General features: G+C 68.8%; 29 protein-coding genes. 14 read left to right on the top strand and 15 right to left on the bottom strand.

From position 1 onward, the window contains the following. Nucleotides 1-25: 25 nt before the first annotated feature. A complete protein-coding gene (locus tag KXJ60_RS09150) occupies nucleotides 26-787 on the bottom strand; it encodes a TSUP family transporter (RefSeq protein WP_291126493.1) in 762 nt (253 codons plus the stop codon). Between the two features lie 277 nt (nucleotides 788-1064). Between KXJ60_RS09150 and KXJ60_RS09145 the strand changes: the two genes are divergently transcribed. Next, nucleotides 1065-2471 (top strand): ammonium transporter, encoded by a 1407-nt coding sequence (locus KXJ60_RS09145; protein WP_291126491.1) that lies wholly within the window; start codon nucleotides 1065-1067, stop codon nucleotides 2469-2471. Between the two features lie 35 nt (nucleotides 2472-2506). Continuing rightward, nucleotides 2507-2809 carry a hypothetical protein gene (locus tag KXJ60_RS09140; RefSeq protein WP_291126489.1) on the top strand — a complete coding sequence of 101 codons (303 nt, stop codon included), beginning with the start codon at nucleotides 2507-2509 and terminating at the stop codon, nucleotides 2807-2809. Nucleotides 2810-2818: 9 nt separating this feature from the next. Here KXJ60_RS09140 and KXJ60_RS09135 read toward each other — a convergent pair whose 3' ends face one another. The 3 genes from KXJ60_RS09135 to KXJ60_RS09125 form a co-directional block, all read right to left on the bottom strand. After that, complete coding sequence (locus KXJ60_RS09135) at nucleotides 2819-4465, bottom strand: GMC family oxidoreductase N-terminal domain-containing protein (RefSeq protein ID WP_291126487.1); 1647 nt, start codon at nucleotides 4463-4465, stop codon at nucleotides 2819-2821. Then, nucleotides 4462-4767 (bottom strand): DUF2007 domain-containing protein, encoded by a 306-nt coding sequence (locus KXJ60_RS09130; RefSeq protein ID WP_291126486.1) that lies wholly within the window; start codon nucleotides 4765-4767, stop codon nucleotides 4462-4464. Before KXJ60_RS09130 ends, KXJ60_RS09135 begins: the two co-directional genes overlap by 4 nt. A gap of 118 nt (nucleotides 4768-4885) precedes the next feature. Next, nucleotides 4886-6403, bottom strand: coding sequence for a CoA-acylating methylmalonate-semialdehyde dehydrogenase (locus tag KXJ60_RS09125; RefSeq protein WP_291126484.1), 1518 nt, complete (start codon nucleotides 6401-6403; stop codon nucleotides 4886-4888). A 112-nt stretch (nucleotides 6404-6515) separates the two neighbouring features. Here KXJ60_RS09125 and KXJ60_RS09120 point away from each other — a divergent pair, with 112 nt between their 5' ends. Beyond that, the gene (locus KXJ60_RS09120; RefSeq protein ID WP_291126482.1) at nucleotides 6516-7466 is read left to right on the top strand and encodes a LysR family transcriptional regulator; all 951 of its coding nucleotides are present in this window, start codon (nucleotides 6516-6518) and stop codon (nucleotides 7464-7466) included. 120 nt (nucleotides 7467-7586) lie between these two features. Continuing rightward, a complete protein-coding gene (locus tag KXJ60_RS09115; protein WP_291126642.1) occupies nucleotides 7587-8699 on the top strand; it encodes an AI-2E family transporter in 1113 nt (370 codons plus the stop codon). On the opposite strand, the gene KXJ60_RS09110 is transcribed toward KXJ60_RS09115, so the two are convergent. Genes KXJ60_RS09110 through KXJ60_RS09100 form a run of 3 tightly spaced genes read right to left on the bottom strand, consistent with a single transcriptional unit; the run spans nucleotide 8687 to nucleotide 11034 of the window. Next, complete coding sequence (locus KXJ60_RS09110) at nucleotides 8687-9661, bottom strand: tripartite tricarboxylate transporter substrate-binding protein (protein ID WP_291126479.1); 975 nt, start codon at nucleotides 9659-9661, stop codon at nucleotides 8687-8689. The genes KXJ60_RS09115 and KXJ60_RS09110 overlap by 13 nt on opposite strands. A gap of 32 nt (nucleotides 9662-9693) precedes the next feature. Beyond that, nucleotides 9694-10704: an alpha/beta hydrolase-fold protein gene (locus tag KXJ60_RS09105; protein WP_291126477.1), complete on the bottom strand. Its 1011-nt coding sequence runs from the start codon at nucleotides 10702-10704 to the stop codon at nucleotides 9694-9696. A gap of 9 nt (nucleotides 10705-10713) precedes the next feature. Further along, nucleotides 10714-11034 carry a hypothetical protein gene (locus tag KXJ60_RS09100; protein WP_291126476.1) on the bottom strand — a complete coding sequence of 107 codons (321 nt, stop codon included), beginning with the start codon at nucleotides 11032-11034 and terminating at the stop codon, nucleotides 10714-10716. 83 nt (nucleotides 11035-11117) lie between these two features. Here KXJ60_RS09100 and KXJ60_RS09095 point away from each other — a divergent pair, with 83 nt between their 5' ends. Genes KXJ60_RS09095 through KXJ60_RS09085 form a run of 3 tightly spaced genes read left to right on the top strand, consistent with a single transcriptional unit; the run spans nucleotide 11118 to nucleotide 12918 of the window. Next, complete coding sequence (locus KXJ60_RS09095; protein WP_291126474.1) at nucleotides 11118-12023, top strand: LysR family transcriptional regulator; 906 nt, start codon at nucleotides 11118-11120, stop codon at nucleotides 12021-12023. Nucleotides 12024-12050: 27 nt separating this feature from the next. After that, entirely contained in the window at nucleotides 12051-12260 is a 210-nt protein-coding gene (locus KXJ60_RS09090; protein WP_291126472.1) for a hypothetical protein, read from the top strand. A gap of 1 nt (nucleotide 12261) precedes the next feature. Next, entirely contained in the window at nucleotides 12262-12918 is a 657-nt protein-coding gene (locus KXJ60_RS09085; protein ID WP_291126470.1) for a Pr6Pr family membrane protein, read from the top strand. Here KXJ60_RS09085 and KXJ60_RS09080 read toward each other — a convergent pair. Continuing rightward, nucleotides 12899-13786: a LysR family transcriptional regulator gene (locus KXJ60_RS09080; RefSeq protein WP_291126469.1), complete on the bottom strand. Its 888-nt coding sequence runs from the start codon at nucleotides 13784-13786 to the stop codon at nucleotides 12899-12901. The genes KXJ60_RS09085 and KXJ60_RS09080 overlap by 20 nt on opposite strands. Nucleotides 13787-13908: 122 nt before the next feature. Between KXJ60_RS09080 and KXJ60_RS09075 the strand changes: the two genes are divergently transcribed. The 5 genes from KXJ60_RS09075 (at nucleotide 13909) to KXJ60_RS09055 (ending at nucleotide 18209) form a co-directional block, all read left to right on the top strand. Further along, nucleotides 13909-14334: a TerB family tellurite resistance protein gene (locus KXJ60_RS09075; RefSeq protein WP_291126468.1), complete on the top strand. Its 426-nt coding sequence runs from the start codon at nucleotides 13909-13911 to the stop codon at nucleotides 14332-14334. Beyond that, nucleotides 14331-14729 carry a hypothetical protein gene (locus tag KXJ60_RS09070; protein ID WP_291126467.1) on the top strand — a complete coding sequence of 133 codons (399 nt, stop codon included), beginning with the start codon at nucleotides 14331-14333 and terminating at the stop codon, nucleotides 14727-14729. Before KXJ60_RS09075 ends, KXJ60_RS09070 begins: the two co-directional genes overlap by 4 nt. Before the next feature lie 67 nt (nucleotides 14730-14796). Further along, complete coding sequence (locus tag KXJ60_RS09065; protein WP_291126466.1) at nucleotides 14797-16272, top strand: UbiA family prenyltransferase; 1476 nt, start codon at nucleotides 14797-14799, stop codon at nucleotides 16270-16272. 16 nt (nucleotides 16273-16288) lie between these two features. Continuing rightward, nucleotides 16289-16648 carry an SMR family transporter gene (locus tag KXJ60_RS09060; RefSeq protein ID WP_291126465.1) on the top strand — a complete coding sequence of 120 codons (360 nt, stop codon included), beginning with the start codon at nucleotides 16289-16291 and terminating at the stop codon, nucleotides 16646-16648. Between the two features lie 10 nt (nucleotides 16649-16658). After that, complete coding sequence (locus KXJ60_RS09055; RefSeq protein WP_291126464.1) at nucleotides 16659-18209, top strand: glycosyltransferase family 39 protein; 1551 nt, start codon at nucleotides 16659-16661, stop codon at nucleotides 18207-18209. 13 nt (nucleotides 18210-18222) lie between these two features. Here KXJ60_RS09055 and alr read toward each other — a convergent pair whose 3' ends face one another. Then, nucleotides 18223-19326 (bottom strand): alanine racemase, encoded by a 1104-nt coding sequence (alr, locus tag KXJ60_RS09050; protein WP_291126463.1) that lies wholly within the window; start codon nucleotides 19324-19326, stop codon nucleotides 18223-18225. A gap of 220 nt (nucleotides 19327-19546) precedes the next feature. On the opposite strand from alr, the gene lplT reads away from it, so the two are divergent. Then, entirely contained in the window at nucleotides 19547-20830 is a 1284-nt protein-coding gene (lplT, locus tag KXJ60_RS09045; RefSeq protein ID WP_291126462.1) for a lysophospholipid transporter LplT, read from the top strand. Nucleotides 20831-20946: 116 nt separating this feature from the next. Here lplT and KXJ60_RS09040 read toward each other — a convergent pair whose 3' ends face one another. Continuing rightward, the gene (locus KXJ60_RS09040) at nucleotides 20947-22164 is read right to left on the bottom strand and encodes a hypothetical protein (protein ID WP_291126461.1); all 1218 of its coding nucleotides are present in this window, start codon (nucleotides 22162-22164) and stop codon (nucleotides 20947-20949) included. A 169-nt stretch (nucleotides 22165-22333) separates the two neighbouring features. Between KXJ60_RS09040 and KXJ60_RS09035 the strand changes: the two genes are divergently transcribed. Then, nucleotides 22334-22816: a glutathione peroxidase gene (locus tag KXJ60_RS09035; RefSeq protein WP_291126460.1), complete on the top strand. Its 483-nt coding sequence runs from the start codon at nucleotides 22334-22336 to the stop codon at nucleotides 22814-22816. Nucleotides 22817-22858: 42 nt separating this feature from the next. Here KXJ60_RS09035 and KXJ60_RS09030 read toward each other — a convergent pair whose 3' ends face one another. The 5 genes from KXJ60_RS09030 to KXJ60_RS09010 all read right to left on the bottom strand — a co-directional run bounded on the left by KXJ60_RS09030 (nucleotide 22859) and on the right by KXJ60_RS09010 (nucleotide 26638). Further along, nucleotides 22859-23605, bottom strand: a complete 747-nt coding sequence (locus KXJ60_RS09030; RefSeq protein ID WP_291126459.1) for an LrgB family protein — start codon at nucleotides 23603-23605, stop codon at nucleotides 22859-22861. Then, nucleotides 23602-23946, bottom strand: a complete 345-nt coding sequence (locus KXJ60_RS09025; RefSeq protein ID WP_291126458.1) for a CidA/LrgA family protein — start codon at nucleotides 23944-23946, stop codon at nucleotides 23602-23604. The genes KXJ60_RS09030 and KXJ60_RS09025 overlap by 4 nt, the downstream gene beginning before the upstream one ends. 26 nt (nucleotides 23947-23972) lie before the next feature. Further along, entirely contained in the window at nucleotides 23973-25205 is a 1233-nt protein-coding gene (gene glcF, locus KXJ60_RS09020; protein WP_291126457.1) for a glycolate oxidase subunit GlcF, read from the bottom strand. A 5-nt stretch (nucleotides 25206-25210) separates the two neighbouring features. Beyond that, entirely contained in the window at nucleotides 25211-26335 is a 1125-nt protein-coding gene (glcE, locus tag KXJ60_RS09015; RefSeq protein ID WP_291126456.1) for a glycolate oxidase subunit GlcE, read from the bottom strand. An 87-nt stretch (nucleotides 26336-26422) separates the two neighbouring features. Continuing rightward, nucleotides 26423-26638 (bottom strand): hypothetical protein, encoded by a 216-nt coding sequence (locus KXJ60_RS09010; protein ID WP_291126648.1) that lies wholly within the window; start codon nucleotides 26636-26638, stop codon nucleotides 26423-26425. Nucleotides 26639-26773 lie beyond the last annotated feature (135 nt).

Genomic DNA, 26773 nt, shown 5'->3' with positions numbered 1-26773 from the left:
TCGGGCTCCAGGAGGTGGGGAAACGTCAGCCGCGCAGCCACGCGTCGTAGGTGGTCTTGAGGATGAGGGCGCTCACCACGAAGATGAACACGATGCGAACGAAACCGCTGCCGTGCTTGAGGGCAAGCCGCGTGCCCAGCAGGCTGCCCACCACGTTGGCCACGGCCATGGCCAGCACGAAGTGCCACCACACGTGGCCTTTCCAGGCAAAGAGCAACAGCGCCGCGAGGTTGGTGGCGGTGTTGAGCAGCTTGGCGCTGGCGCTGGCGTGCAGGAAGTCGTAGCCCAGCCAGCGCACGAAGAGGAAGACGAAGAAGCTGCCGGTGCCGGGGCCGAAGAAGCCGTCGTAGAAGCCGATGACAGCGCCCAGCGCGCACGCGGCCCAGGCCTCGCGGCGGCCCTGAAAGCGCGGTGCGTGGTGGCGACCGAGCTCTTTGCGCGCCAGCGTGTAGCCCAGCACGCACAGCAGCACCAGCGGCAGCGCGCGGCGCAGGAAATCGGGCGATATGACGGTGACCGTCCATGCGCCGGCCATGGAGCCGGCAAAGCCCACCGCCGCCGCCGGCAGCAGGGCATGCCACGGCATCTGCACGCGGCGCGCGTATTGAACCGTGGCCGCCGCCGTGCCCCACACCGAGGCGCCCTTGTTCACGCCGAACAGCGTGGCCGGGTGGGTGGTGGGAAACATGGCAAAGAGCGCCGGCACCAGGATGAGCCCGCCCCCGCCAACGATCGAATCCACAAAGCCGGCAAAGAGCGACGCCAGCGAGACGAGCAAGAGTTCCATCGCGAGATTGTCGCTGCGCCCGCACGGGCAAAAAAAAGCCGACCCTTTCGGGGTCGGCTTGAGGAATCTGGCATCTCTGGAGGACGCTGAAACCGTTGTTTTATTTGGACTGGGTTGTCTCCTCGGTCCCCCGCGGTCACCAGCGCTGTGCGCTGTTGGCGAGTGCATGCACTGTAGCGGCCCGCACCAGCACTGTGCATCCGGGCTTTCCCTTGTCCGGGACAACCCTTGGCACAGGAAATGCGGAGGGCCAGCGTCGTTGGAAACAGGCCACAAAATGCACCAGAACCGTGTCGCACCCGCCCGCAGTCCGTCCAAACCACCACGAAAGCATTCATTTCCATCCCCGCTGATCGCCCTGCTGCTGAGTCCACTGGCCGCCCTGGCCCAGACCGCGCCGGCTGCCGCGCCTGAACCGGCCGCAACCACCGCGCTCACGGCACCGGGACTGGTGGCCGCCAGTGCCATTCAGGGTGCGGACACCGCCTGGCTCATGGTCAGCACGGCGCTGGTGCTGCTCATGACGCTGCCCGGCATTGCGCTCTTTTATGGCGGCATGGTCCGGCGCATCAACGTCATCAACACGCTGGCCAGCGTGGTGGGCATTGCCGCGGTGGTGAGCGTGCTGTGGTTTGCGCTGGCGTATTCGCTGGCGTTCACGCCGGGCGGCGCGCTGGGCGGCTTCATCGGCGGCGCGAGCCGCATGGGGTTCTCGGGCATGGAATATCTGGCGGCCTCGGGGCAGGTGGCGGTGAGCCACATCGCGCAGCACGTGCCCGAATCGGTGTTTGCCATGTTCCAGCTGACCTTCGCGATCATCACCTGCGCGCTGGTGGTGGGCGCGCTGGTGGAGCGCATGCACTTCGGCGCGCTGCTGCTGTTTGCGGGCCTGTGGCTGTTGCTGGTGTACGCGCCGATTGCGCACTGGGTGTGGGAGCCGGGCGGCTGGCTCGCGCAGCTGGGTGCGCTCGATTTCGCGGGGGGCGCGGTGGTGCACATCAACGCAGGCGCGGCCGCCCTGGTGTGCGCCTACGCGCTCGGCCCGCGCGCGGGCTATGGGCGCGAGCCTTTCGTGCCGTTCAACCTGGGTCTGACCATGGCGGGCACTGGCCTGCTGTGGGTGGGCTGGTTCGGCTTCAACGCCGGCTCGGCGCTCGCAGCCGATGGCCGCGCGGGTCTGGCGCTGCTGGTGACGCACGTGGCGGCGGCGTCGGGCGCGATCGCCTGGATGGGCGCCGAGTGGTTTTCGCGCAAGCGCGCCTCGCTGCTGGGCCTGTGCTCAGGTGTGGTGGCAGGCCTGGTGGCGATCACGCCGGCCGCCGGGTTCGTGACACCGCGCAGCGCGCTCGTGATTGGTCTGGTGGCGGGCGTGGCGTGTTACTGGGGCGCGACCGCGCTCAAGCGCAAGCTGCGCGCGGACGACTCGCTCGATGTGTTCGGCGTGCACGGCGTGGGCGGGCTGGTGGGCGCGGTGCTCACGGGCGTGCTGGCCGACCCGGCCATCTCGGGCGTGGAGTCGAGCGTGGTGGCGCAGCTCATTGCCTGCGTGGCGGTGCTGGCCTACAGCCTGGTGATGACGGCCGTGGTGCTGTGGCTCACCTCGCGCTTTGCCACGCTGCGCGTGCGCGAAGGCGAAGAGCGCGCGGGCCTGGACGTGTCCCTGCACAACGAGAGCGTGGGTTGAACCTGCGGCGCGCGCGCCGCGACGAAGGAGTAGCCATGAGCACCAGCGATGTCTTTGCTATTGCCGCCCACCTGCATGTGCTGCTGCGCCGCAAGACCGGGCGTGTGACCGACACCGAATGGATGGCGACCAACGCCGACTACGCGCGCGAAGTGGTGCGCCATGCGCGCGAGAAAGCGGCCAGCGACGGGCTGGACGAGCTGCTGCCCTGGGCCGAGAAACTGGAAGCAGCCATCCCCGCCATGAACGCGCCGCAGCGCAAGACGCTGCTCGATGTGGCCGCCGACGCGCTGCGCAACGCCCCGGGCGGTGGCCAGTACGTGGGCCGCCTGCGCTGAGCGCAAACGTCAGTGGCGTGGGGCGGTCATCCAGCGAGCCGCCTTCTCCGCGATCATCAGCGTGGGGCTGTTGGTGTTGCCGCTGGTGATGGTGGGCATGACACCCGCATCCACCACGCGCAAGCCCTGCACACCGCGCACGCGCAGGCGGCTGTCGACCACGGCCATCGGGTCGTCCGCGCGGCCCATGCGGGTGGTGCCCACAGGGTGGAAGATGGTGCTGGCGATATCGCCGGCCAGGCGGGCGAGCTCTTCGTCGCTCTGGTACTGCGGGCCGGGCTTGAACTCTTCGGGCTGGTACTTCGCCAGCGCCGGTTGCGCCACGATGCGCCGCGTCACGCGCAGGCTGTCGGCGGCCACCTGCCGGTCCTGCTCTGTGCTGAGGTAGTTGGGCGCGATGGCGGGTGCGTCGTCCGCGCGGGGCGAGGTGATGCGCACATGCCCGCGGCTGGCGGGATTGAGGTTGCACACGCTGGCCGTGAAAGCGGGGAACGCGTGCAGGGGCTCGCCAAACGCGTCCAGGCTGAGCGGCTGCACGTGGTACTGCAGGTTGGGGTGCGGCTGCCGCGGGTCGCTGCGCGTGAAGGCCCCGAGCTGGCTGGGCGCCATGCTCATCGGGCCGGTGCGCCGTGCCATGTACTCCACCCCGATGCGCGCCTTGCCCCACAGGGAGCTGGCCAGCACGTTCAGCGTGGTCGCGCCCTGCACCTTGAACACCGCGCGAATCTGCAGGTGGTCCTGCAGGTTCTCGCCCACGCCGGGCAGCTCGTGCTGCACGGCAATGCCCTGCGGCTGCAACACCGCCGCCGGGCCGATGCCCGAGCGCTGCAGGATGGCTGGCGAACCGATGCTGCCCGCGCTCAGCACCACCTCTTGCGCGGCCTGCACCTGCACGCGCTGCCCCTGGCGCCGCAGCTCCACGCCGGTGCAGCGCAAGGCACCGCCCGCATCGCGCTGCAGCACGAGCCGCTCGGTGAGCGTCTCGGTCCACACGGTGAGGTTGGCGCGCTGCAGGACCGGGCGCAGGAATGCCTTGGACGCGTTCCAGCGCCAGCCCGCTTTCTGGTTGACTTCAAAGTAGCCCACGCCTTCGTTGTCGCCGGTGTTGAAGTCGGGCGTGGCCGGGATACCGGCCTGCTGCGCGGCCTGCGCGAAGGCGTCGAGCACGTCCCAGCGCAGGCGCTGTTTCTCGATGCGCCACTCGCCACCATGCCCGTGCAGCGCCGCGAACGCAGGGTCTTGCGCGGCATCGAGCCGGTGGTGGTTTTCGTGCGCCTTGAAAGCCGGCAGCACCTGGTCCCAGCGCCAGGCGTCGTCACCGGTGAAGGCGGCCCAGTGGTCGTAGTCGCGCGCCTGGCCGCGCATGTAGATCATGCCGTTGATGCTGGAGCAGCCGCCCAGCGTCTTGCCGCGCGGGTAGCGCAGGCGCCGCCCGTTGAGGCCGGCGTCGGGCTCGGTCTGGTAAAGCCAGTCGGTGCGCGGGTTGCCGATGCAATAGAGGTAACCGACCGGAATGTGGATCCAGTGGTAGTCGTCCTTGCGGCCCGCTTCCACCAGCAGCACGCGCTTCGCAGGGTCGGCCGAAAGGCGGTTGGCCATGAGGCAGCCGGCGGTGCCACCGCCGATCACGATGTAGTCGAAGGTGGTGTCGCTCATGGGGCTTCGGGGTGGGTGTCGGTGAAGGTGTGGGTCTCGTCCAGGCTGAAGTCGCCGCGCTGAAAGGCCGCCACCACCGCCTCGGCCTCGGTCAGGCGGGTCTCGGGCACCATCACGCGCACCGGAATGGCCGAGGCCAGCAGCATATGGGTCTGCACCAGGTGCGCGTCGGCCACCGCCGCCGGCACACCCCCGGCCTGCAGGCAACCGCGCAAGAGAAAAGCCTCGGTCGGATTGAAGAACGTGACCAGCGTCTTCCAGTCACCCTGCGCAAGGTCGTAAGCACTGTTGCCTTCATCCATTCGCGGTCTCCTCGAAGCGAGATGCCCTGATACCAGAGACACCAAGGATCCGGCTAAGCCGGTCCAAGGTGTCGTCCCCCCACCGGGGGGAAGCGCCGAAGGCGCGCAGGGGGGGAGCTTACTTCGCCGTAGGCATCACGAACTCGGCGCCCTTGCCAATGCTCTCGGGCCAGCGCTGCATGATGCTCTTTTGCTTGGTGTAGAAGCGCACGCCTTCTTCGCCGTACGCGTGCATGTCGCCAAACAGGCTCTTCTTCCAGCCGCCAAAGCCGTGCCACGCCATGGGCACGGGGATCGGCACGTTGATGCCGACCATGCCGACCTGGATGCGCCGCGCGAATTCGCGGGCCACGTTGCCGTCACGGGTGAAGCAGCTCACGCCGTTGCCGAACTCGTGGTCGTTGATGATCTGCACGGCCTGCGCAAAGTCGGGCACGCGCACGCAGCTGAGCACGGGGCCGAAGATTTCTTCCTTGTAGATTTTCATGTCGGTGCTGACGTGGTCGAACAGCGTGCCGCCCATCCAGAAGCCGTGGTCGCAACCTTCACCGGCCTTCGCGCCGTCAAACACACGGCCGTCGACCAGCAGCTTCGCGCCCTCTTTCTCGCCCGCGTCGATGTAGCCGGTGATGCGCTGGTGCGCAGCCGCGGTGACGATGGGGCCCATCTCGGCCGCGAGGTTGGTGCCGTTGAGCACCTTGAGTGTCTTCGTGCGCTCGATCAGCTTGGGCATGATGCGCTCGGCCACATCGCCCACCAGCACGGCCACGCTGATGGCCATGCAGCGCTCACCGGCCGAGCCGTAAGCCGAGCCAATGAGCGCGTCCACCGCCTGGTCGAGGTCGGCATCGGGCATGACCACCATGTGGTTCTTGGCGCCGCCCAGGGCCTGCACGCGCTTGCCATGGTGCGCGCCGGTCTCGTAGATGTAGTTGGCAATCGGCGTGGAGCCGACGAAGCTGATGGCCTTCACGTCGGGGTGCACCAGCAGCGCGTCCACCGCTTCCTTGTCGCCCTGCACCACGTTGAACACGCCGTCGGGCAGGCCCGCTTTCTTCAGCAGCTCGGCCATGAACAGGCTGGCGCTCGGGTCGGTCGGGCTGGGCTTGAGGATGAAGGTGTTGCCCGCGGCAATGGCCACCGGGAACATCCACATGGGCACCATCACAGGAAAGTTGAACGGCGTGATGCCGGCCACCACACCCAGCGGCTGGCGCAGCGTCCAGTTGTCCATGCCGGTGGACACCTGGTCGGTGAAGTCGCCCTTGAGCAGCTGCGGAATGCCGCAGGCGAATTCGATGATGTCGATGCCGCGCGAGACCTCGCCCTGCGCGTCGGTGAACACCTTGCCGTGCTCGGCGGTGATCAGGTGCGCAAGCGCGTCCTTGTGCTGGTTCACGAGCTCAAGAAACTTGAACATGACGCGCGCACGGCGGATGGGCGGCGTGTCGGCCCAGGCCGGGAAGGCCGCCTGCGCCGCGGCCACCGCCGCACCCACGTCGGCCGCATTGGCCAGCGCCACACGGCCGCTGACCGCGCCGGTGGCGGGGTTGAACACATCCATCTGGCGCGACGAGGTGCCGGGCGCGACCTGGCCCTGGATGAAGTGGTGGATCGGGTTCGGGGTATTGGCCATGGCGGTCTCGCTCGGTTGAAACAGGGAGTGCGGTTCAGTTTAGGGAGCGACCCCGGCAGCGACTAGGGGCCCGGACTTGAACGCATTGTTCGTCATGGTGAACAATGCAGGCATGAGTGATAAAAAAGTGGAAGACCTCTGGGCGCACCTGCACTGGCTCACAGTGCTGGCGCAGCAAGGCAGTTACACCGCGTCGGCACAGCGCCTGGGCGTGAGCAAGGCGGCCATGAGCCAGCGCATCAGCGAGCTCGAGCGCGCCGCCGGCGTGCCGCTGGTGCAGCGCACCACGCGCAGCGTGCGCCTGACCGAAGCGGGCCAGCAGCTGGTGGCGGGCATGCGCGATCCGTTCGAGCGCATCGCGCAGAGCTTCTCCAGCGTGCGCGACCTGGCCGACGAGCCCGCCGGCCTGGTCCGCTTGACGGCACCCGTGGCCTTCGCGCGGCAGCAGCTCGTGCCGCGCATCGCCGAGTTCGCGCGGGCGCACCCCAAGGTGCGTCTGGAGCTGCACATGTCGGACCACCTCAGCTCACTGGCCACCGAGGGCTTTGACCTCGCCATCCGCCACACCGCCTCGCCACCCGACACGCACGTGGCCTGGCCGCTGTGCGCCACGCGCTCGCTGCTCGTGGCCAGCCGCGACTACCTGCGCCGGCGCGGCACGCCCACATCGCCCCAGGACCTCGCCACGCACGACTGCCTGCACTACCCGCGCGCGCAGGACACGCCGGCCTGGCACTTCATGCCACCCGAGGGGCGCCGCAAGGCGGCGCGCCAGCGCGTCACGGTGCCGGTGAGCGGCCCCTTCTGCGCCAACAACAGCGAAGCCCTGCGCGACGCCGCCATCGCGGGCCTGGGCATCGCGCTCGTGCCCGACTTCAGCGCGCAGGCGGCGCTGAAGTCGCGTCAGTTGGTGGAGGTGCTGCCCGACTGGGCATCGGTCGGCACGTTCAGCCCGCAGATCTACGCCATCCGGCCTTATGCCAGCCACGTGCCGCGCGCGGTGTCGGCGTTCGTGGCGTGGTTGCGGGTGGCGCTGGCAGACGGTTTTGCCGTGCACCCCTGAGGCGCCGTCGGCGTCATACTCCCCTCGCTGTCCCAACTTCCGCCCGCACCCATGACCGAGCCCAACGACACCCCGCCCGCCCCGCCACCCACCGAAACCGCGCCCATCAGTGCACCGTCGATGAAGCCGGTGTCCGGCTCCGTCATGTTGCGCGTGCTGCTGGTGGCCGTGTCGGTGGCGTTCGTCTGGATCCTGCTGCCCTTCTACGGCACCATCCTCTGGGGCGCGATCATCGCGCTGCTGTTTGCGCCACTCAACCGCTGGCTGCTGCCGCGCATGGGGCAGCGCCGCACGCTGGCTGCGTTGATCACCATGCTGGCGGCCATCGTCATCGTGGTGCTGCCGGCGGCGCTGGTAGCCACCTCGCTGGCACGCGAAGCCAGTCAGTTGTATGCGCGCATTGAATCGGGCGAGCTCAAACCCGCGCTGATGCTGCGCGGCCTGTTCGAGGCCCTGCCCTCGTGGCTCACCGACCTGCTGGCGCGCTTTGGCCTGGGCAACTTCGACCTCATCCAGCGCAAGCTCACGCAGGCGGTCACCCAGGGCAGCCAGTTCATCGCCACGCAAACCTTCAACCTCGGGCAGGACGCGCTGGGCCTGGTGGTGAGCCTGGCCATTGCGCTGTACCTCGCCTTCTTCCTCGTGCGCGACGGCGGCGCCATCATGCGCGCCATCCGCATGGCCATTCCGCTGCCACCGGATGACAAGCAGGAGCTGCTGGAACAGTTCGGCACCGTGCTGCGCGCCACGGTCAAGGGCAACCTGGTGGTGGCGCTGGTGCAAGGTGCCCTGGGCGGTCTGGCGTTCTGGGTGCTCGGCGTGAACGCGGCGCTGCTATGGGCGGTGCTGATGGCAGTGCTGTCGCTGCTGCCCGCCGTGGGCGCGGGCCTGGTGTGGGGCCCGGTCGCCATCTGGCTGTTTGCCACCGGCGAGGTGTGGCAGAGCGTGGGCCTGGTGCTGTACGGCGTGCTGGTGATCGGCCTGGTGGACAACGTGCTGCGCCCGCTGCTGGTGGGCAAGGACACCGGCATGCCGGACTACCTGGTGCTCATCTCCACCGTGGGCGGCATCTCGGTGATGGGCATCAACGGTTTCGTGATCGGCCCGGTGGTCGCTGCCATGTTCGTCGCGGTCTGGGGCATCCAGACGGCCACGCGCGTGAAGGCGCGCGCGGCCGCCATGTCAGCCGACGAGGTGGCGACCGCCCCGAACCCGCCGCCTCACTCCGGCTGAATGCCGGCCTGCTGGATCAGCCGCGTCCATTTGGCCAGCTCGCTGCGGCCGAAGTCGGCCAGCTCCTGGGGCGTGCTGGTCACGGGTTGCAGGCCCAGGGTGGTCATGCGCTCCTGTGTGGCGGGGTTGCCCACGAAGGCGCGCAGCTCGCGGTTGAGGCGCTCAACCACCGGCGCCGGCGTACCGGCGGGCGCATACATCGCGTACCAGGCCAGCAACTCAAAGCCCTTGATCGACTGCGCAATCGGCGGCACATCGGGCAAGGCGGGCACCGGCGTGAGGCTGCTCACGCCCAGCGCACGCAGCTTGCCGCCTTTGACTTGCGGCGTGCCGGTGGCCATGTCGGTGAACATCATGTCGACCTGGCCCGCGATGACGTCGTTGATGCCCAGCGGGATGGATTTGTAGGGCACGTGCAGCATGTCGATGCCGGCCATGCTGGTGAGCATGGCGCCGGGCACCAGGGTGCCTGCGCTGCCCGAGGCGTAGGTCAGCTTGCCGGGCCGGGCCTTGGCCAGCGCGATCAGCTCGGCCACGGTCTTGACCGGGAGCGACGGGTGGACCACCAGCATGGCGGGCGTGTTGGCGATGCGACCGATGGGAGCGAAGTCCTTGACAGGGTCGTAGTTGATCTTCTTCATCAGGCTCGGTGCCGCCGCCTGCGTGGTGTTCGTGGTCACGAACAGCGTGTAGCCATCGGGCGCGGCACGCGCGGCGGCGTCTGCGCCAATCGTGCCGTTGCCTCCGGCACGGTTGTCCACCACCACCGGCTGGCCGAGCGCGCGCGTGAGGTGTTCGCCCACCAGGCGCGCCACGATGTCGTTGCCGCTGCCCGACCCAAACGGCACGATGATGCGCAGGGGCCGCGTGGGCCAGTTCGGCTCTTGCGCGAGCGCTGGCGTGGCGCACAGTGCCGTGGCGGTGACCGCGCAGGCGGCTTGAAGAAAGAGTCGTCGGGTCATGGAACAGTGTCTCCTGTGGTCATTCAAAGCGATCAGGTTGCGGGCACCGGCGGCTCGATGGTGTCGAGCCAGGCCAGCACGCGCGCGGCGACGGCGTCCGAGTTGCGGTCCATCATCGGAAAGTGGGAGTTGCCTTCGAGGCCTTCGCGCGGCAGGTCGCACACATCGACCCGAACGCCCGCAGCGCGCAGCGCGCTGGCGTGCGCATCCACGCTGGCGCGGTAACGCTGCCAGATCGGGTGGTCGGCGATGCGGTCACCCCACACGTACAGGTGCGCGGGCCACGCGCTGCCGATGTCGGCATGCGCCACCTGCGGTGCGCCAGACGGTTCAAGGGCCACCACCGCGACCACGGCCTCGGGCCGGCGGCGCGCGGCCTCCAGCGCGAAGCCGCCGCCCTGGCTGTGGCCCAGCACGATGCACGGGCCCACCTGGCGCAGGAGCGCATCGTAGGCCGCCAGCGTGAGCGCCTCATGGTCGGCCCAGCGCGGCACCCACTGCGCGGCAAAGGCGTCAAACGCATCGACCGGAAACTGTTGGCCAGCATGCGCACGGCGGTCTTGTGCCTGCGTGGCATAGCCTTCGCGCGGGCCGATGCGAAACATGTCCCAGCCTTCGTCCAGCGTGCGATGGAGCGGTGCGTCGGCATAGATCTCGGGCCATCGCGACCAGCCCGCACGGCCACGCTCCACCGCGTCGCTGACGTACACATCGAATCCCGCCCGCAGGAAGTACGTGAGCCAGCCGGGCCGGCCATCGGGGGTGGTTTCCCAGTTGGCGCCGGTCATGCCGCCGCCGTGCCAGAGCAGCAGCGGTACCCGCCGCGTGGGGCGCGCCTGCAGATACGCCTGCACATACATCTGACCGCTGATGTGGTCGCCGTTCGGGTCCACGCTTCGCGCCGGTCCGTTCTGGGCGAAGCGCCGCTGCTCGACCGCCAGGCCCTGCAGGGTGCGGACCGAGCCCCCCACGCAAAAGCTGCGGATGTCACGCAGGCACAGCGGCGCGGCGGCGTCCGGCCCAGGTGCAGTGAATGGGTTCATCGCCATCCCTCAGTGGCGCGCCGAGAGGCTTGCGGCATCCACCGCAAAGCACCGGATGCGCGGCGTCGCGCCCAGGTGCTCGATCACCGCGCGTTCGGCGCCGTCCATGAATCCGGTCAACGCGTCGGCGTCCCGGTACGGCTGGGCGCGGTAATGCATCTCCAGCAGCAGCGCCGCGCCGCGGGGCATCACGGCCGGCACGAAGGCAATCTGGATGGCCGTGGGGTGTGCCCGCAGCAGCGACAGACAGAGCGCCTCCAGCTCGACGGCGACGGCCTCGGCCTGCTCGGGTGTGACAGGCGTTGGACTGAAAACTTTGATGACGGGCATGCGGCGGACCGGGCAAGAACAGATGGCGAATTCTTGGCAGCGCCTTACATTCTGTAAATTGCTCAATTTTCAGAATTTGTTGCATGGCAATCATCAATTACCGCGTCGATGACTTGCGCGCCCTGTCCGCCCTGCACACCAGCGGCAGCTTCGTGCGCGCAGCCGAGCGGCTGCACATCACCCAGTCGGCCTTCAGCCGCCGCATCTCCCAGCTGGAAGCCGCCGTCGGCGGTGCCCTGGTGGAGCGCACCACACGCCGCGTGGCGCTCACGTCCCTGGGGCTCGATCTGGTGCGCAAGACCGGCCTGCTGCTGGAGCAGCTGGACGACGCCATGGTCGAGGCCGGGCGCAGCGCCCGCGGCGAATCGGGACGCATCGACGTGGCGTGCCTCACCACGGTGGCGTACTCGCTGCTGCCCCCCGTGCTGGACACCTTTCGCCAACGCTACCCCCATGTGCGCCTGCATCTGCGCGACGACACCGGTCAGCGTGTCGTACAGGCCGTGCTGGCCCGCGAGGCCGAATTCGGCATTGGCGTGCTCGGGCCGCCGTCGGCCGAGCTGCACGTCGAACACTGTGCCGACGACCCCTACGTCATTGCCTTTCGCGCGGGACATGCCTTGCAAAGGCGCAAGCGAGTCGGCTGGAAAGACCTGCAAGCCTGGCGCGTGGTGGCGCTGCGCTCGACCAGCGCCAACCGCCAGCAGATTGATGAAGCGCTGGCGGCGGCAGGCATTGCCTCGCCGTGGTTTGACGAGGTGGAGCACCTGTCCTCCATGCTTGGCCTGCTGCGCGGTGGCGTCGGCATCGGCGTGCTGCCTCGCCTGGCGCTGCAGGCCGGTGCGGCGGTGGACCTGCTTTCAAGGCCGCTGCACTCGCCCGACGTGGTGCGCCGCATCGGGCTGCTCAAGCGGCGCGACACCCGCCTGAGCCGCCCGGCCGAAGACCTTTGGAACATGCTGCGCCAACAGTTGATGCACCATGGCTGAGGCCCGACTTTCAACCACAATGCGCCCATGAAACCCACCACCCTCTGCCTGGCCTCGCTCACGGTCTTGCTCACCGCCTGCTCCAGCACCCCCGTGGCACCACCGGCCAGCGAGCGCACGCCGATCATGTGCACGCAAGACGTGCTGCAGTGCCCCGACGGTCGCTTCGTCGGTCGCACGCCGCCGGGCTGCGTGTTCATGTGCCCGGCCGCCACCACCCCACCGTCCGCGCGCTGACATGAACACCCCGAACGCCCACTGGCCCCACCCGAGCCTCACAAGGCTGGTGGCACTGGTCGCGTGGTTCGGCCTGGGGCTGCAGCTGTGGTTGTCGTTGCAACTGGTGGCGCAGCAAGGCAAGTCCGCCACGGACGGCCTGGTGATCTTCATGGGCTACTTCACCGTGCTCACCAACCTGCTGGTGGCTGTGAGCCTGAGCCTGGCTGCCGGGTTGCCCACCAGCGCCGCGGGTCGCTGGTTCAGGCGCACGGAGGTGGCAACGGCGGTGACCGTGAGCATCACGCTGGTGGGCCTGGCCTACCACGTGCTGCTGCGGCACGTGTGGGACCCGCAGGGTCTGCAGAAAGTGGCCGACGTGACCTTGCACTACGCAGTGCCGCTGCTGTGCGTGTTGCACTGGTGGTGCGTGGTGCCACCCCGGCGCATGCCGTGGCTGGCGCCCTTCGCATGGGCGGCATGGCCGCTGGCCTATCTGGCGTATGCCTTGCTGCGCGGTCACTGGCTGCAGAGCTATCCCTACCCGTTCATCGACGTGGGCGTGCTGGGCTACCCGCGCACGCTCTTGAACGCGCTGGGCCTGCTGGTGGTGTTTCTGCTGGTGGGCGCGGTGTTCGTCGCGGTGGCGCGCTGGCGCCTCAGTACACCGACGCGTTGAGCAGGCGCTGCACCAGCGGGTGCTGCACCTTGCGCGCGGTGCCGATGGCGTAGAAGTGCTCCTGCACACCGTCGCACGGCGCGAACCATTTCAGTCCGTAGCCTTGCGCGAGGTCGTCGCGCAGGCGCTCGGCGGCGGGAATCACGCCCATGCCCGACGCGCCGAAGGTGGCGAGCAAGGCGCTGTCTTCAAACTCGCCCACCACGCGCGGCTGCACGCCTTGCCGCTCAAACCACTGGTCGATGCGCAGGCGCACCGACGACTGCGCGGTGGGCAGCAACACCGGCACCTGCGACAGGCACTGCGGGAAATCGCGGCGGGCCTGCGCCAGCCAGGCTTTGGGCGCATACCAACCCAGCGGCGACGACCCCAGCGGATGGCTGTAGAGCCGCAGGTTGGGGTTGGCCGGGGCGGGCCGGTCCGACAGCACCACATCGAGCCGGTGCAGCGCCAGCGAGCCCAGCAGGTCTTCGAAGCCGTCTTCGTGGCACAGCAGCCGCAGGTTGGGCTCGGTGAGCGCGGGACCGAGCAGGTCGCGCACCGCGAACTTGGGCAGCCCGTCGGAGATGCCGACCACGAGGCGCACCCGGTTCTGGCTCGCCGCATCGCCCACCGCGGTGTGCAGCTGTTCGCCCAGGGCGAAGATCTGCTCGGCCAGCTCCAGCGCGGTCTGCCCGGCCTCGGTCAGCGCCAGGCCGCGCCCGGCCGGCTTGAACAGCGCGTGCCCCAGCGACTGCTCCAGCAGGCGCACCTGTGCACTCACCGTCTGCACCGCGAGGCCCAGGCGCTCGGCGGCGTGCGACATGCCGCCTTCTTTGGCGGTGACCCAGAAGTAGTACAGGTGCTTGTAGTTGAGTTCCTGATTCATGCTTCGTCTTTCTGTGACATTAATTCCGCAATTTTCTGCTTTTTTCGAATCCAGGTCACGGCTATGCTCCGGGCCTCGCCCCAAGGGCAAACCCGCACACGCTACCGAGAAAGGACACGACCATGCGCAACTACCGCACCAACAGCCCCGAGGCGGCCGCCCGCCTCCTGGCCATGGCCCTGGTGGCCGATGGCAACTACTCGCTCACCGAAATCCGCGCGCTGGACCGCATCCAGGCGTCCGGCCGGCTGGGCCTGGCACCCGATGCGCTCAAGGAAGTGCTGGACCACTTCTGCGAAGACCTGCTGACCGCTGCCCATGGCGAATGGACGGGCTCGGCCCGCATGGACGAGACGATCCGGCAACAGCTGCTCGACGAAGTTCAGGACCCGGCGCTGCGCGCGCTGGTGGTGGACCTGTGCCAGGCCATCGTGCAAGCCGACGGGCACGAGGCCGATGGCGAGGCCGCGCTGCTGGATGCGCTCACCCGCGCCTGGCGCGCCAGTCCGGTCAACGGAGCTGCGCGCGCCGCAGGAGCGCGGGCATGAAGCCACTCATCTGGGGGGTGTTTGGCCTGCTCGCCTTGTGCTGGACCGGGCTTGCCGCGGCATCGGTGCAGATCACCGAGTGGATGCTCACGGCCATCGCCGCGGGCCAGGTCACCGATGCGGCCAACGCGGCTGGCCAATGGCCCGTGCCAGCCTGGCTCGCGCTGTGGATCGACCCCGCCTGGCTGAAAGACATGCAGACCGCGTGGCTTGGCTTGGTGCAGTGGCTGGGCCAGGTGCTGCCGTCCACGCAAAGCCTGAGCGGCTGGGTCGCACCGCTGGTGTGGACCGTCTGGGCGCTGGGTCTGTTGTGCCTGCTGGTGCCCGCCATCGCGCTGCACTGGGTCGCAGGCCGCCTGAAGACACCCACCACCCTGCGCAAAGCACAACCCTGACGCCCGGGCAGCGTGTGAAGCAGAGGAGGCCGCCTAAAATCGGCCTTCCGCTTCACGGACCGCCCGCTTGACGCCACCTGCCCCACACGCTGCATCGCCTGACCAGAGCCCGCTCTATGTGGACCTGGACGGCACGCTCACGCCCAGCGACACCCTGCACGAGTCGGCGCTGCTGTTGGTGCGCCGGCATCCGCTGAACCTGTTGCGCCTGCTCGCCTGGCTGCCACTGGGCAAGGCGGGCTTCAAGCAGCGTCTGGCCAGCGAGGCCCGGCCCGACCCCGCCCTGCTGCCCTACAACGAGCCTTTCGTGCAGTACCTGCGCGACGAGCACGCGCGCGGTCGCCCGCTGGTGCTGGCCAGCGCCGCCGACGCGCGCATCGTGCAGGAAGTGGCCAGCCATCTGGAGGTGTTCGACGATCACCTGGGCACCAACGCGCAGGCCGACGGTGTGAACCTGAGCCGCGGCAACAAGCGCACGGCCATCGACGCGCACGCCAGCGCCCGCGGTCATGGCCACTGGGCCTACGCGGGCAACAGCCGCGACGACCTCGACGTGTGGGCCGGCAGCGCCGAAGCGGTGGCGGTGAACGCGCCGGGCGGCGTGGTGGCCTCGTTGCAGCGCACCCACCCGCAGGCCCGCGTGTTCGAACGCGAACCGCTGAGCCTGAAAACCGTGCTGCGCGCCATCCGCCTCAAGCAGTGGACGAAAAACGGACTGCTGTTCGTGCCGCTGCTGGCCGCACATTCGCTGAGCCCGCAGCTGTGGTGGTCGGTGCTGCTCGCCTTCGTGGCCTTCGGCCTGTGCGCCTCGGCCACCTACCTGGTCAACGACCTGCTGGACCTGCCCAACGACCGGGCGCACCGCATCAAGCGCCACCGGCCGCTGGCCTCGGGTGCCATCGGCATTCCCACCGCGGTGGGGCTGGCGCTGGTGATGCTGGTGCTCGCCTTCGTGCTGGCGTTCGCGGTGTCCACCGGCTTTGCCTGGATGCTGCTGGCCTACACGGTGACGACGCTGGCGTATTCGCTGGTGCTCAAACGGCTCGCCCTGATCGACGTGCTGGTGCTCTCGGGCCTGTACACGCTGCGCATTGGCGCTGGCGCTGTGGCGTCTGGCGTGGACTTGTCCAACTGGTTGCTCGCCATCTCGATCTTCCTGTTCCTGAGCCTCGCGCTGGTCAAGCGCTGCGCCGAACTCGAAGAGCTGGAAGACGATCGCAGCGTGCTCGCGCCGGGTCGGGGCTATCGCCCGCGCGATCTGGATTCGTTGCGCGCCATGGGCATGTCCAGCGGCTTCCTGGCGGTGCTGGTGCTCGCCCTCTATATCGACAGCCAGAACAGCCGCCAGCTCTACGCACACCCCGACTGGCTCTGGGCCGCGGCACCGGTGTTGCTGCTCTGGGTCATGCGCATCTGGCTCAAGACCGGTCGGCGCGAACTGCACGGCGAAGACCCACTGCAGTTTGCGCTGAAGGACCCCTTCAGCTGGTTCACGCTGCTCGTCATGGGCGGCATCGGCCTGGCCGCCACGGTCGGCTTCTGACCTCGAGACCTTCGCCATGAAATCCGTTGCCCTGGGCCTGGCCCTGTTCTGCGTGCTGCTGTCCTCGGCCGCGCAAATCGCCATGAAGCGAGGCATGGGCGCCCCCGCAGCCGCCGACGTGGGCAGCATCTACCTGCAGGCACTCAGCAGCCCGATGGTGTGGCTCGGTCTCATGCTGTATGGCGCAAGCGCCGTGCTCTGGCTGTGGGTGCTCTCGCGGCTGGACGTGAGCGTGGCCTACCCGCTGGTGAGCCTGGGTTTCGTGGTCACGCTCGCGCTGGGCGTGCTCTGGCTGGGTGAGCCGTTCTCGTGGCTGCGCGTGGCCGGCTGCACCCTGATCGTGGTGGGCGTGAGCCTGCTGGCCCTGGACGCTTGACACCCTGACCATGCGCGCCTCCGAATATTCCGCCCACGCCTCGCGCCAGATTTTCTGGGGCGTCTTCGCTTTCACCCTGCTGATCAAGGTCGCGCTCGCGGCGGGCTTTCCCATCACGGGCGACGAAGCTTTCTTCTACCAGTGGGGCGTGTTCCCGGCCTGGGGCTATTCCGACCACCCGCCCATGGTGGGCTGGCTGATCGCGGCACTCCGCGCGCTCGGTGGCGACCACCCGCTGGTGCTGCGCAGCGCGACGCTGCTCGTCACCAGCGTGATCGCCCTCGGCGTGGTCGACCTGCTGCGCCGCTTCCTGCCCGAGGAGCGCGAAGCCAGCGCCTGGCTGGCCGGCGCGGTGTACCTGGCCATGCCGTGGTCGTGGCTGTTCGTGCTGGTGACCACCGACACCCCGCTGATCTTCTTCATGGCGCTCTCGGCCTGGTGCTACCTGCGCGCAGACACCAGCCGCGGCCACGGCGCGGGCTGGTACGCGCTGGCGGGCCTGTTCCTGGGGCTGGCCTTTCTCTCCAAGTACTTCGCGGCCCTGCTCGGCTTTGCCTACGCGGCCCATTGCTTCGGCTGGCGGCGCGAGCGCTGGTGGGCGCCCTTCCTGATCTTTGTGCTGGCCCTGCCTGCCATCGCACTGAACATCGCCTTCAACGCCACGCATGGCTGGAGCAACGTGATGTTCAACGTGTTCAACCGCAACGAAGGCTCGAGCTGGAACCTCGAGACCTTCGGTGTGTACGTGGCCATGGCGCTCTACCTGCTCACACCCTGGCTGCTCTGGCGCGCCCTGGCAGCGCGCCCGGATGCGCGCGGCGTCTCGTCCACGACGGCGCGCACGCTGCTCGTGCTGTGGTTGTTCCCGCTGGCAGTGTTCCTGCTGCTGAGCGCGCGCCGCACCATCGGCCTGCACTGGGTGCTGGGCTTCGTGCCGCTGTTCGTGGTGTGGGCCGGCCTGCGGCTGGAGGCCCGACCGCTGCGGCGCAGCCTGGTCTGGACGGTGGCTCTGTCGGTGCCCCACCTGCTGGTGGTGGCGGCCATAGCGTGGTCGCCCTTGTCGTGGTGGCAGTCGTTCAAGATCCACGACCGCGCGGTGTTCCTGCGCGAAACCGCTGCCGTGGTGGCCGCGCTGGAGCAAGACCTGCCCGCTGGCGCCACGCTCATGGGCCGCACCTACAACCCCGCCGCCATGCTCGCCTTTCACCACGGGCAATACGTGCCGGTGTTCGGCCTGGGCAAACACCACGCGCGGCAAGACGACCAGATCATCGACTTCCGCCGCTACGACGGCCAGCCCATCCGCGTGTTTCTGTACGACGAACCCAATCTCGCCGATTTCGCGCCGTACTTCGAGCGCGTGAGCCAGAAGCGCTTCGAGGTGGATGGCGTGGCCTTCTTCGCGGTGGATGGCACGGGCTTCAAGTACCCGGTCTTCCACGACAAGGTGCTGGCCGAAGTGGCGCGCGAGTTCCACGACATTCCGCGCTGGCTGCCCGTGCTGGGCAACCCGTTCTGCGAGCGCTACGGCTTCGCGGCCTGCTCGCCCGGGCGGCCCTGATCCGCCGCGCAGCTCAGCGAAACGGCACGCGCGGCGCCACCGCGCACATCAGCTCGTAGCTGATCGTGCCGGCCGACGAGGCCACTTCGTCTATCGGCAGCACCGCACCCGAGGCGGCGCGGCCCCACAGCACCACCTCCGAGCCAATGCCCGCCGCATCCAGCGCGCTCAGGTCCACCGTGAGCATGTCCATGCTCACCCGGCCCACCACCCGCGTACGCACGCCGTCGACCAGCACCGGTGTGCCGGTGGGCGCGTGGCGCGGGTAGCCGTCGGCATAACCGCAGGCGACCACGCCGATGCGCATCGGTCCATCGGCCGTGAACGTCGAGCCGTAGCCGACCGTGTCGCCGGCCTGCAGCGCCTGCGTGCCGATGATGCGGCTGGAGAGCGTCATGGCCGGCTGCAGGTCCCAGTCGCTCGCGCGCTTCTCGGGGAAGTCGGGCGCGCTGCCGTACAGCGCAATGCCTTCTCGCACCCAGTCGGCCGCCAGGCTTTGCGCGCCGTGCAAGGCTTGCTTCGCGTAGCGCAGCATGGCCGCGCTGTTGCACACGGTGCGCTCGCCGGGCAGGTCGGCGGTGGCTTCCTCGAAAGCCGCCACCTGGTGCGCGATGCCGCGCGCGCCGTCGGCGTCGCTGAAGTGCGTCATGAGCGAGATTTCATCGACCTGCGGCAAGGCGTTGAGCCGAGCCCAGGCGCTGCGAAACGCCGCCGGCTTGAAGCCCAGCCGGTTCATGCCGCTGTTGAGCTTGAGAAACACACGGTGCGGCACCAGCGTCTTGTGCGCGGCCAGCCAGTCGATCTGCTCGTTGCAATGCACGGTGTGCCACAGGTGCAGGCGCGAGCACAGCTCCAGGTCGCGCGGCTCGAAAACGCCTTCGAGCAGGTGAATGGGACCGCGCCAGTCCAGCGCGCGCAGGCGCTCGGCCTCGGCCAGGTCGAGCAGCGCGAAGCCGTCCGCGCCGCGCAAGGCATCGAAGCAGCGCTCGATGCCATGGCCATACGCATTGGCTTTCACCACGGCCCAGACGCGCGCGTCAGGCGCGAAGTACCGCGCGCGATCCAGGTTGTGCCGAAGGGCCTCGGGGTGGACGGTGGCAAGGATCGGACGGGGCATAGGGGTGGGGGGTATCTTCAGAGGGGGCGTGCGGTAAGTCGCGAGACGGGCCGAAGGCGTCACAACCGGTGTAAACCCAGGGGACATGCACCCGGTGTTTTCAAGGTGGCGTGCTATAACCCGGCATCGTCTGGAGACCCGTCAACTGTCGCATAAAAAGGCCGGCGCACCTCACTCAGCGGCCCCTCGCTGAAGCGCTCCGGCACACAAAATCATCGCCATGAAGCGCGGCTTCTACACCATCATGACGGCGCAGTTCTTCAGTTCGCTGGCGGACAACGCGCTGTTCGTCGCGGCCATCGAACTGCTGCGCACGCGGGGTTCGCCGGAGTGGCAGAGCGCCGCGCTGGTCCCGCTGTTTGCCCTGTTTTATGTGGTGCTCGCGCCCTTCGTGGGTGCGTTTGCCGATGCCAGGCCCAAGGGCCAGGTCATGTTCATCAGCAACGCCATCAAGGTAGCGGGCTGCCTGCTCATGCTCACCGGCGTGCACCCGCTGCTGGCCTATACCCTGGTGGGGTTGGGTGCCGCCGCGTACTCGCCCGCCAAGTACGGCATCCTCACCGAGCTGCTGCCGCCCTCGCAGCTGGTCAAGGCCAACGGCTGGATCGAAGGCCTCACGATTTCTTCCATCATCCTGGGCGTGCTGCTGGGTGGCCAGCTCGTGAGCCCCTGGATCTCGGCCCGTTTGCTGGCCATTGACCTGCCAGGCATCCAGACAGGCATTCGCCACCCGGCCGAGGCGGCGGTGGCCGCGCTGGTGGTGGTCTACACGCTGGCGGCCTGGTTCAACACGCGCATTCCGCTCACCGGTGTGACACCACGCCCGATGCCGAAGAACCCGCTGGAGCTGCTGCCCGATTTCTGGCGCTGCAACAGCCGGCTCTGGCGCGACCGGCTGGGCCAGATCTCGCTGGCCACGACCACGCTGTTCTGGGGCGTGTCGGGCAACCTGCGCTACATCGTGCTGGCCTGGGCCGGCGCTGCACTGGGTTATGGCACCACGCAGGCCTCTTCGCTGGTGGGCGTGGTGGCGGTGGGCACGGCGGTGGGCGCGGTGATCGCCTCGATGCGCATGCGGCTGGACCAGGCCACGCGCGTGATGCCGCTGGGCATCGGCATGGGCTTGCTGGTGATCCTGATGAACTTCATCGACAACGTGTGGGTCGCCGCACCATTCCTGGTGCTGCTCGGTGGACTGGGCGGATTCCTCGTGGTGCCGATGAACGCCCTGCTGCAGCACCGCGGGCACAACCTCATGGGCGCAGGCCGGTCCATTGCGGTGCAGAACTTCAACGAGCAGGCCTGCATCCTCACGCTGGGCGCGATGTACAGCTTCTCCACCGGCATGGGCTGGTCGGCGTTTGCGGCCATCACCGCATTCGGCGTGCTGGTGGCGGGCTGCATGGGACTTATCGCGCTGTGGCACCGCCACAACCAGCGCACCCACCCGCATGAGCTCGAACGCCTGCTGGAAATCGCGCGCCGCGACGACTTGCACGGGTGACTCCCCCCCGCGCCGCACCTGCGGTGCGTCACCCCCTCAAGGGGGCAACACCAGCGGCCCGGCGAAGCCGGTTCCGCGGTGTTCTGGCTTGGGCCTCTTCCTTCGAAGCAACAGGGTCAAAACCCCACATTGGTCGGTGCAAAGCCGTCCAGGCTGACCAGGCGGTGCTGGGCCAGCACCTTGTACAGATCGCCTTCACCCACTGAGCGCGAGAGGTAGGCGTCGCTGCCGGCCAGGCCGGCCTTCATGCGGTCCATGCTGCCGGCGGTGGGCGCGAACATGATCACCACCGGCGAGCCCTTCGGACCCTTGGTCTGTTTGGCCACACGGCAGATCTGGTTGGCATCGGGCTCGCCTTTGAGGCGATCAATCACCACCACGCGGTAGGCATGCGCCTTGAGCATGACCAGCGCCTGAGGGGCCTCGCGCGACCAGTCCACCGCGAGGCCGTACTTCTTGAAGCGCTTGAGCAGGATGCGGCCTTCCACCAGGCTCTCGGCCACCAGCAACATGTCGCCATGCGCGACCTCGGGCACCGGCGTCCTGTCGGTGCTGATGCGCGACTTCGGCGCGCGGGTGGCGCGCGGTGCGGGCGGTGAAGGCAGGTCTTCGAGGCTGCCGAAGTCGGTCATGCGCAGCACGCCGGGGCGCACCAGCGGTGCCGGTGTGGCGCGCGCCACGGGCGCTGGTGCGCCGCTGCGCACGGGGGGTGGCACGGTGCTGCGCAGATGGGCGGCATCGCCCTGCTCCATGGGTCGGGTGGGCGGGAACTCCGTGTCCGGCGCCCGGCGACGGCCCACGTGCGCGGCGGGTGCCAGGGCTTGCGGGGGCACACCCGAAAAGGGTTGGGTCAGGGCAAAGCCACGGTCCGTTGCGGTACGCGCGGCCGCCTCGGACGGGGCTGCAGACCGACCGCTCGCGAGCTTCATGCTCGCATCCAGCCCCTGCAGCTGCGACGACTGGTAGGGCTCCACCGCGCTGAAGCTGGAATGACCGCTGCCCCGCCGCCGGGCGGGTGGTGGCCGCGTGGCCCCGACGATGTCATCGAGCATGGCCAGCATGCCCACCAGCTTGACCGGCTTGCGCTGCAGGGGCCAGCCGGTGCCGCCATCGCTGCTGCCCACCAGCAGCACCTTGCCGGGCAGTTCCGCGTCGCGCACCAGCAGCACGGCTTGCGCGTTGTCGGCGTTGACGATCAGGATCTGCGCGTCCATCACCTCGTCCTGCACCAGATAGCTGGGCGGACGGCGCGAGGCCAGACGAAAGAACGATTCGAACGTCGACGACTCGGCCTGGGAGAACCCCACCAGCGCCACCGTGTATGCAGCCACCATCTCCAGCCTCGGCTTTTGTTATCAAATGTTGCGAGGCAGTATGCCTGTGATGACGAAGTTCGAGGACGGGCGCCGGGTTTCTCCCAACCGCGCCAATGCACCATTCGTCGCGCGCCCCCGCCACACCGCACAATCCGTCACAGTCCCCACCGATCCCACAGGAGCCCGCATGAGCCGCATCTACGACTTCGAAGCCCAATCCATCGATGGCCAGACCGTGCCGCTGCGGCAGTTCGAGGGCCGGCCGCTGCTGATCGTCAACACCGCCAGCGCCTGCGGGTTCACGCCGCAGTTTGGCGGCCTGGAAACCCTGCACAAGACCTACGGCGCGCGCGGCCTGGTGGTGCTGGGCTTTCCGTGCAACCAGTTCGGCAGCCAGGACCCGGGCAGCAACGACGAGATCGCCAGCTTCTGCCAGCTCAACTACGGCGTGAGCTTTCCCATGATGAGCAAGGTCGACGTGAATGGCGCGAATGCGCACCCGCTCTACCAGTGGCTCACCGCCGAAGCCCCAGGCATCCTGGGCAGCAAGGCCATCAAGTGGAACTTCACGAAGTTCCTGGTGGGCAAGGACGGGCGCGTGCTCAAACGCTATGCACCGCAGGACGCCCCGCAGAAGCTGGCCGCCGACATCGAGGCCGCGCTGGCCTGAACACCACAGAACACGCTCGCCGGCGCGGCGCAGGGGGGAGCCTTACAACCAGCGCAGCAGCAGCCCCGCCACCAGCGGCAGCGCCACCGCGCTGAACAGGGCCGAAAGCCCCATGGCCAAGCCGGCGAAGGCGCCCATTTCTTCGCTCACCTGAAAGGCACGCGCCGTGCCGATGCCGTGCGCCGCCGTGCCCAGCGCGAAGCCACGCACGATCGGGTCGCGAATGCGCAGCAGGTCAAACAGCGCGCGCGCACACACCGCGCCTGTGATGCCCGTGGCGGCCACGAGCACGGCCGTGAGCGACGGTATACCGCCGATCTTTTCGGCAATGCCCATGGCCACCGGGCTGGTGACCGACTTGGGCGCGAGCGAGGCCAGCGTGGCCCTGGATGCGCCCAGCGCCCAACCCAGACCGATGGCCGTGACAGTGGCCGCCAGCGTGCCCACGACCAGCGCGCCCACGATGGGCAGCCACAGGCGCTTGAGCCGGGGGAGCTGTTCAAACAGCGGAATGGACAAGGCCACGGTGGCCGGCCCGAGCAGGAAGTGCACAAACTGCGCGCCTTCAAAGTAGGTGGTGTAGGGCGTGCCCGTGGCCCACAGCAGCGTGGCCAGCACGGCCACCGCGATGGCCACCGGGTTGGCCAGCGGGGTGAAGCCACTGCGCTGGTAGAGCAGGTAGGCGCCGTGGTACGTCAGCAGCGTGAGCGTGAGGCCCAGCAACGGCGTGGCCGCCAGGTACACCCAGATGTCGGCCAGCGCACCGGGCAAGGGCACGGGTGCGCTCATTGGCGCGCCTTCTTCATGAGCCAGGCCATGGTGAGCGCGGCACTGGCCAACCCCACGAGCGTGCTCACCACCAGCGCCACGCCGATGGCCAGGGCTTCGTCGCCCAGGCGCTGCAGGTGCAGCATCACCCCCACGCCGGCGGGCACGAAGAGCAGCGACAGGTGCTGCAGCAGCGTCTGCGCCGTGGGTTTGACGGTGGCAAGCACCGAGGGCCGCAGCACCAGCGTGAGCAGCAGCAGGGCCAGCCCCACCACCGGACCGGGCACGGGTGCACCCGACAGCAGCACGAGCGTTTCGCCCAGCAGCTGGAAGACGAGCAAGGTGGCGAGGGCGGGGATCACGGGCGCAGCTTAACGCGCCCGCCGGCTCAGGCGCTCAGGGCTTCGTCGAGCACCTCGACCCAGTGCCGCACCGGCGTGGCCGTGCCGCTCTGCAGGTGCGTGATGCAGCCGATGTTGGCGCTGGCGATCACCGCCGGCTGCAGCTCGCCCAGGTGGCCGAGCTTGCGGTCGCGCAGCGTGTGCGCGATGTCGGGGTTGAGCACCGAGTACGTGCCCGCCGAGCCACAGCACAGGTGGGCCTCGTTCTTTGCCACCTGCACGGTGAAACCCAGCGCAGCAAGGTGCTGCTCCACACCGCCCTTGAGTTGCTGGCCGTGCTGCAAGGTGCACGGCGGGTGGAAGGCGACCACGCGCGAGGCATCGGGTGCGCGCTTGAGTTGCGCGCGCAACACAGGCACCAGCGCGGGCAGCAGCTCGCTGAGGTCGCGCGTGAGTTCGCTCACGCGCGCGGCCTTGGCGGCATAGGCCGGGTCGTCGGCCAGGATATGGCCGTATTCCTTCACCGTCACGCCGCAGCCCGAAGCGTTCATCACGATGGCTTCGATGCCGCCCTCAATGAGCGGCCACCACGCGTCGATGTTGGCCCGCATCTGCGCGCGTCCGCCGTCCTGGTCATTGAGGTGGAACTTCACGGCGCCGCAACAACCTGCCGCGGGCGCCACCACGCCCTGGATGCCAGCGGCATCGAGCACGCGCGCGGTGGCGTTGTGGATGCTGGGCATCATGGCGGGCTGCACGCACCCGGCGAGCAGCAGCACGCGGCGCGCGTGCGTGCGCGTGGGCAGTGCGCCGGCGGGGCGCGGCGCGGGCACCTTGTCCTTGAGCACACCGGGCAGCAGCGGGCGCACCTTCTGGCCCAGCTTCATGGCCGGCGCAAACAGCGGCGAGGTCAGCCCTTCCTTGAGCAACCAGCGCACCGCGCGTTCGCCCGCAGGACGCGGCACCTTTTCGTCCACGATCTGGCGGCCAATGTCGACCAGGTGGCCGTAGTCGACCCCGCTGGGGCAGGTGCTTTCGCAGTTGCGGCAGGTGAGGCAGCGGTCCAGGTGCAGCTGCGTCTTGCGCGTGGGCTCGGCGCCCTCCAGCACCTGCTTCATCAGGTAAATGCGCCCGCGCGGGCCGTCGAGCTCGTCGCCCAGCAGCTGGTAGGTCGGGCAGGTGGCGGTGCAGAAGCCGCAGTGCACGCACTTGCGCAGGATGGCTTCGGCTGCGCGGCCGTCGGCGCGCTGCTGGTATTCGGGGGAGAGGTTGGTTTGCATGGAAGTCAGCCCATCCGGCCCGGATTGAAGATGCCCGCCGGATCGAACTCGGCGCGCAGGCGTTGCGTGATGGTGTCGATGGCCGCGGTCTGGCGATCGAACCGGGGCACGCCTGGCGCGCCATCGGCACCGGCACGAAAGAGCGTGGCGTGGCCCTGGACCGCAGCGGTGACCGCACGAATTTCGTTGGCTGCGCTGGCGGGCGCCCACAGCCATCGCTGCGCGCCCTGCCACTCCACCAGCGGCGCCCACGGCAGCGCGAGCACCGGTGCCGTCTGCGGCACCGAGAGGCGCCACAGGCACGCATCGGCCGACGGTGCCTGAAAGAAGGGCAGGCGCTGGTCACGGCAGTCGGTCCAGTCGGGGCCGGCCTGCGCGTTGTCCATGCGCGTGCCGCCAGCTTCGCGCGCCATGCGCTCACAAGCCGCTTCCACGGCCGCTGCGGCACCGCGCAGGCGCACAAACAGCCGTTCGGGGGCGCCGGCCTGCGTGTCGTCTTTCACCCAGCAGCTGGCGTTGATCGGCAGCGGCTGGCCGCCCCAGCGGTGCAACTGCTCCAGCGCCTCGTGCTGGCCCAAGGTAAACACCAGCGTGGCCTCGGCGGGCGCCACGGGCAACACCTTGAGGCTGACCTCGCTGAGCACGCCCAGCGTGCCCATGGAGCCGGCGAACACGCGGCTCACGTCGTAACCGGCCACGTTCTTCATGACCTGCCCGCCAAAGGTGAGCAGCTCGCCGCGCCCGTTGATGAAGCGCGCGCCCAGCACGAAGTCGCGCACCGAACCGACGCTGGCGCGCGCCGGGCCGCTCAGGCCGCAGGCCACCATGCCGCCCACCGTGCCGCCGGGGGCAAAGCGCGGCGGCTCGAAGGGCAGGCATTGCCCCCGCTCGGCGAGCACGGCTTCCAGCTCGGCGAGCGGCGTGCCCGCGCGCACCGTGACCACCAGCTCGGTTGGCTCATGGCACACGATGCCCGACCATGCCTGCATCGACAGGGCTTCGCCCGGGACGGGCTCACCGTAAAAATCCTTCGTGCGGCCACCAACGATGCGCAACGGCGTGCGCGCAGCCGCTGCAGTACGGACCCGCTCGATCAACTCGGCGGGATGCTCGGGAGGCAAAGAAGACATGGCAACGATGGTAGTCGCCCGGTCTGCGCACAGCTTTGAATTTTCTGCACAACCCGCTGCAATCGCAGCGGCGGAGCGTGGGGGCGACTACCGCGTGAACCCGGCGCACATGCCGGCGTTCGGCCGACCCTGGCATTCCCGCTTCAGGCGCTTTTCGCGTGCAGCGGGCGTTTCCTCAGACGGTGCCTTGTGAAAGGTGACTTTGCCGGCCGGCTTGCGGGTGCCGGGTTCGGCGGCATGGGTGGTGGTCGACAAAACGGCCAGCAAGGCCAGCGCGCACAGGCGCATCGGGGTCGTGGACATGGCTTCCTCCTGAATGTTGTGCAGTCCCGCGCGCATCATAGAAGCGGCCAGACGAAAAAAACCCGCGTGCCTTTCGGCAGCGCGGGTTCAACATCCAAAGGAGACTCGGTATCGGCGTGGTGGCATCCGCACACC

Source organism: Hydrogenophaga sp., from assembly GCF_019264445.1.
Classification (GTDB): domain Bacteria; phylum Pseudomonadota; class Gammaproteobacteria; order Burkholderiales; family Burkholderiaceae_C; genus Hydrogenophaga.
Note: the sequence above shows the minus strand (reverse complement) of the source record. Positions and strands in the feature narration are given on the sequence as shown.

Coding starts and splice junctions, on each gene's coding strand:
- KXJ60_RS09110 (WP_291126479.1), bottom strand. CDS start 9,661: ATGACCCGACGACTCTTTCTTCAAGCCGCCTGCGCGGTCACCGCCACG.
- KXJ60_RS09035 (WP_291126460.1), top strand. CDS start 22,334: ATGAGCCGCATCTACGACTTCGAAGCCCAATCCATCGATGGCCAGACC.
- KXJ60_RS09080 (WP_291126469.1), bottom strand. CDS start 13,786: ATGAATCAGGAACTCAACTACAAGCACCTGTACTACTTCTGGGTCACC.
- KXJ60_RS09090 (WP_291126472.1), top strand. CDS start 12,051: ATGAAACCCACCACCCTCTGCCTGGCCTCGCTCACGGTCTTGCTCACC.
- lplT (WP_291126462.1), top strand. CDS start 19,547: ATGAAGCGCGGCTTCTACACCATCATGACGGCGCAGTTCTTCAGTTCG.
- KXJ60_RS09135 (WP_291126487.1), bottom strand. CDS start 4,465: ATGAGCGACACCACCTTCGACTACATCGTGATCGGCGGTGGCACCGCC.
- KXJ60_RS09150 (WP_291126493.1), bottom strand. CDS start 787: ATGGAACTCTTGCTCGTCTCGCTGGCGTCGCTCTTTGCCGGCTTTGTG.
- KXJ60_RS09030 (WP_291126459.1), bottom strand. CDS start 23,605: ATGAGCGCACCCGTGCCCTTGCCCGGTGCGCTGGCCGACATCTGGGTG.
- KXJ60_RS09145 (WP_291126491.1), top strand. CDS start 1,065: ATGCACCAGAACCGTGTCGCACCCGCCCGCAGTCCGTCCAAACCACCA.
- KXJ60_RS09100 (WP_291126476.1), bottom strand. CDS start 11,034: ATGCCCGTCATCAAAGTTTTCAGTCCAACGCCTGTCACACCCGAGCAG.
- glcF (WP_291126457.1), bottom strand. CDS start 25,205: ATGCAAACCAACCTCTCCCCCGAATACCAGCAGCGCGCCGACGGCCGC.
- KXJ60_RS09115 (WP_291126642.1), top strand. CDS start 7,587: ATGAAGCCGGTGTCCGGCTCCGTCATGTTGCGCGTGCTGCTGGTGGCC.
- KXJ60_RS09105 (WP_291126477.1), bottom strand. CDS start 10,704: ATGAACCCATTCACTGCACCTGGGCCGGACGCCGCCGCGCCGCTGTGC.
- KXJ60_RS09075 (WP_291126468.1), top strand. CDS start 13,909: ATGCGCAACTACCGCACCAACAGCCCCGAGGCGGCCGCCCGCCTCCTG.
- KXJ60_RS09130 (WP_291126486.1), bottom strand. CDS start 4,767: ATGGATGAAGGCAACAGTGCTTACGACCTTGCGCAGGGTGACTGGAAG.
- KXJ60_RS09120 (WP_291126482.1), top strand. CDS start 6,516: ATGAGTGATAAAAAAGTGGAAGACCTCTGGGCGCACCTGCACTGGCTC.
- KXJ60_RS09040 (WP_291126461.1), bottom strand. CDS start 22,164: ATGGTGGCTGCATACACGGTGGCGCTGGTGGGGTTCTCCCAGGCCGAG.
- KXJ60_RS09095 (WP_291126474.1), top strand. CDS start 11,118: ATGGCAATCATCAATTACCGCGTCGATGACTTGCGCGCCCTGTCCGCC.
- alr (WP_291126463.1), bottom strand. CDS start 19,326: ATGCCCCGTCCGATCCTTGCCACCGTCCACCCCGAGGCCCTTCGGCAC.
- KXJ60_RS09070 (WP_291126467.1), top strand. CDS start 14,331: ATGAAGCCACTCATCTGGGGGGTGTTTGGCCTGCTCGCCTTGTGCTGG.
- glcE (WP_291126456.1), bottom strand. CDS start 26,335: ATGTCTTCTTTGCCTCCCGAGCATCCCGCCGAGTTGATCGAGCGGGTC.
- KXJ60_RS09055 (WP_291126464.1), top strand. CDS start 16,659: ATGCGCGCCTCCGAATATTCCGCCCACGCCTCGCGCCAGATTTTCTGG.
- KXJ60_RS09125 (WP_291126484.1), bottom strand. CDS start 6,403: ATGGCCAATACCCCGAACCCGATCCACCACTTCATCCAGGGCCAGGTC.
- KXJ60_RS09060 (WP_291126465.1), top strand. CDS start 16,289: ATGAAATCCGTTGCCCTGGGCCTGGCCCTGTTCTGCGTGCTGCTGTCC.
- KXJ60_RS09085 (WP_291126470.1), top strand. CDS start 12,262: ATGAACACCCCGAACGCCCACTGGCCCCACCCGAGCCTCACAAGGCTG.
- KXJ60_RS09140 (WP_291126489.1), top strand. CDS start 2,507: ATGAGCACCAGCGATGTCTTTGCTATTGCCGCCCACCTGCATGTGCTG.
- KXJ60_RS09010 (WP_291126648.1), bottom strand. CDS start 26,638: ATGTCCACGACCCCGATGCGCCTGTGCGCGCTGGCCTTGCTGGCCGTT.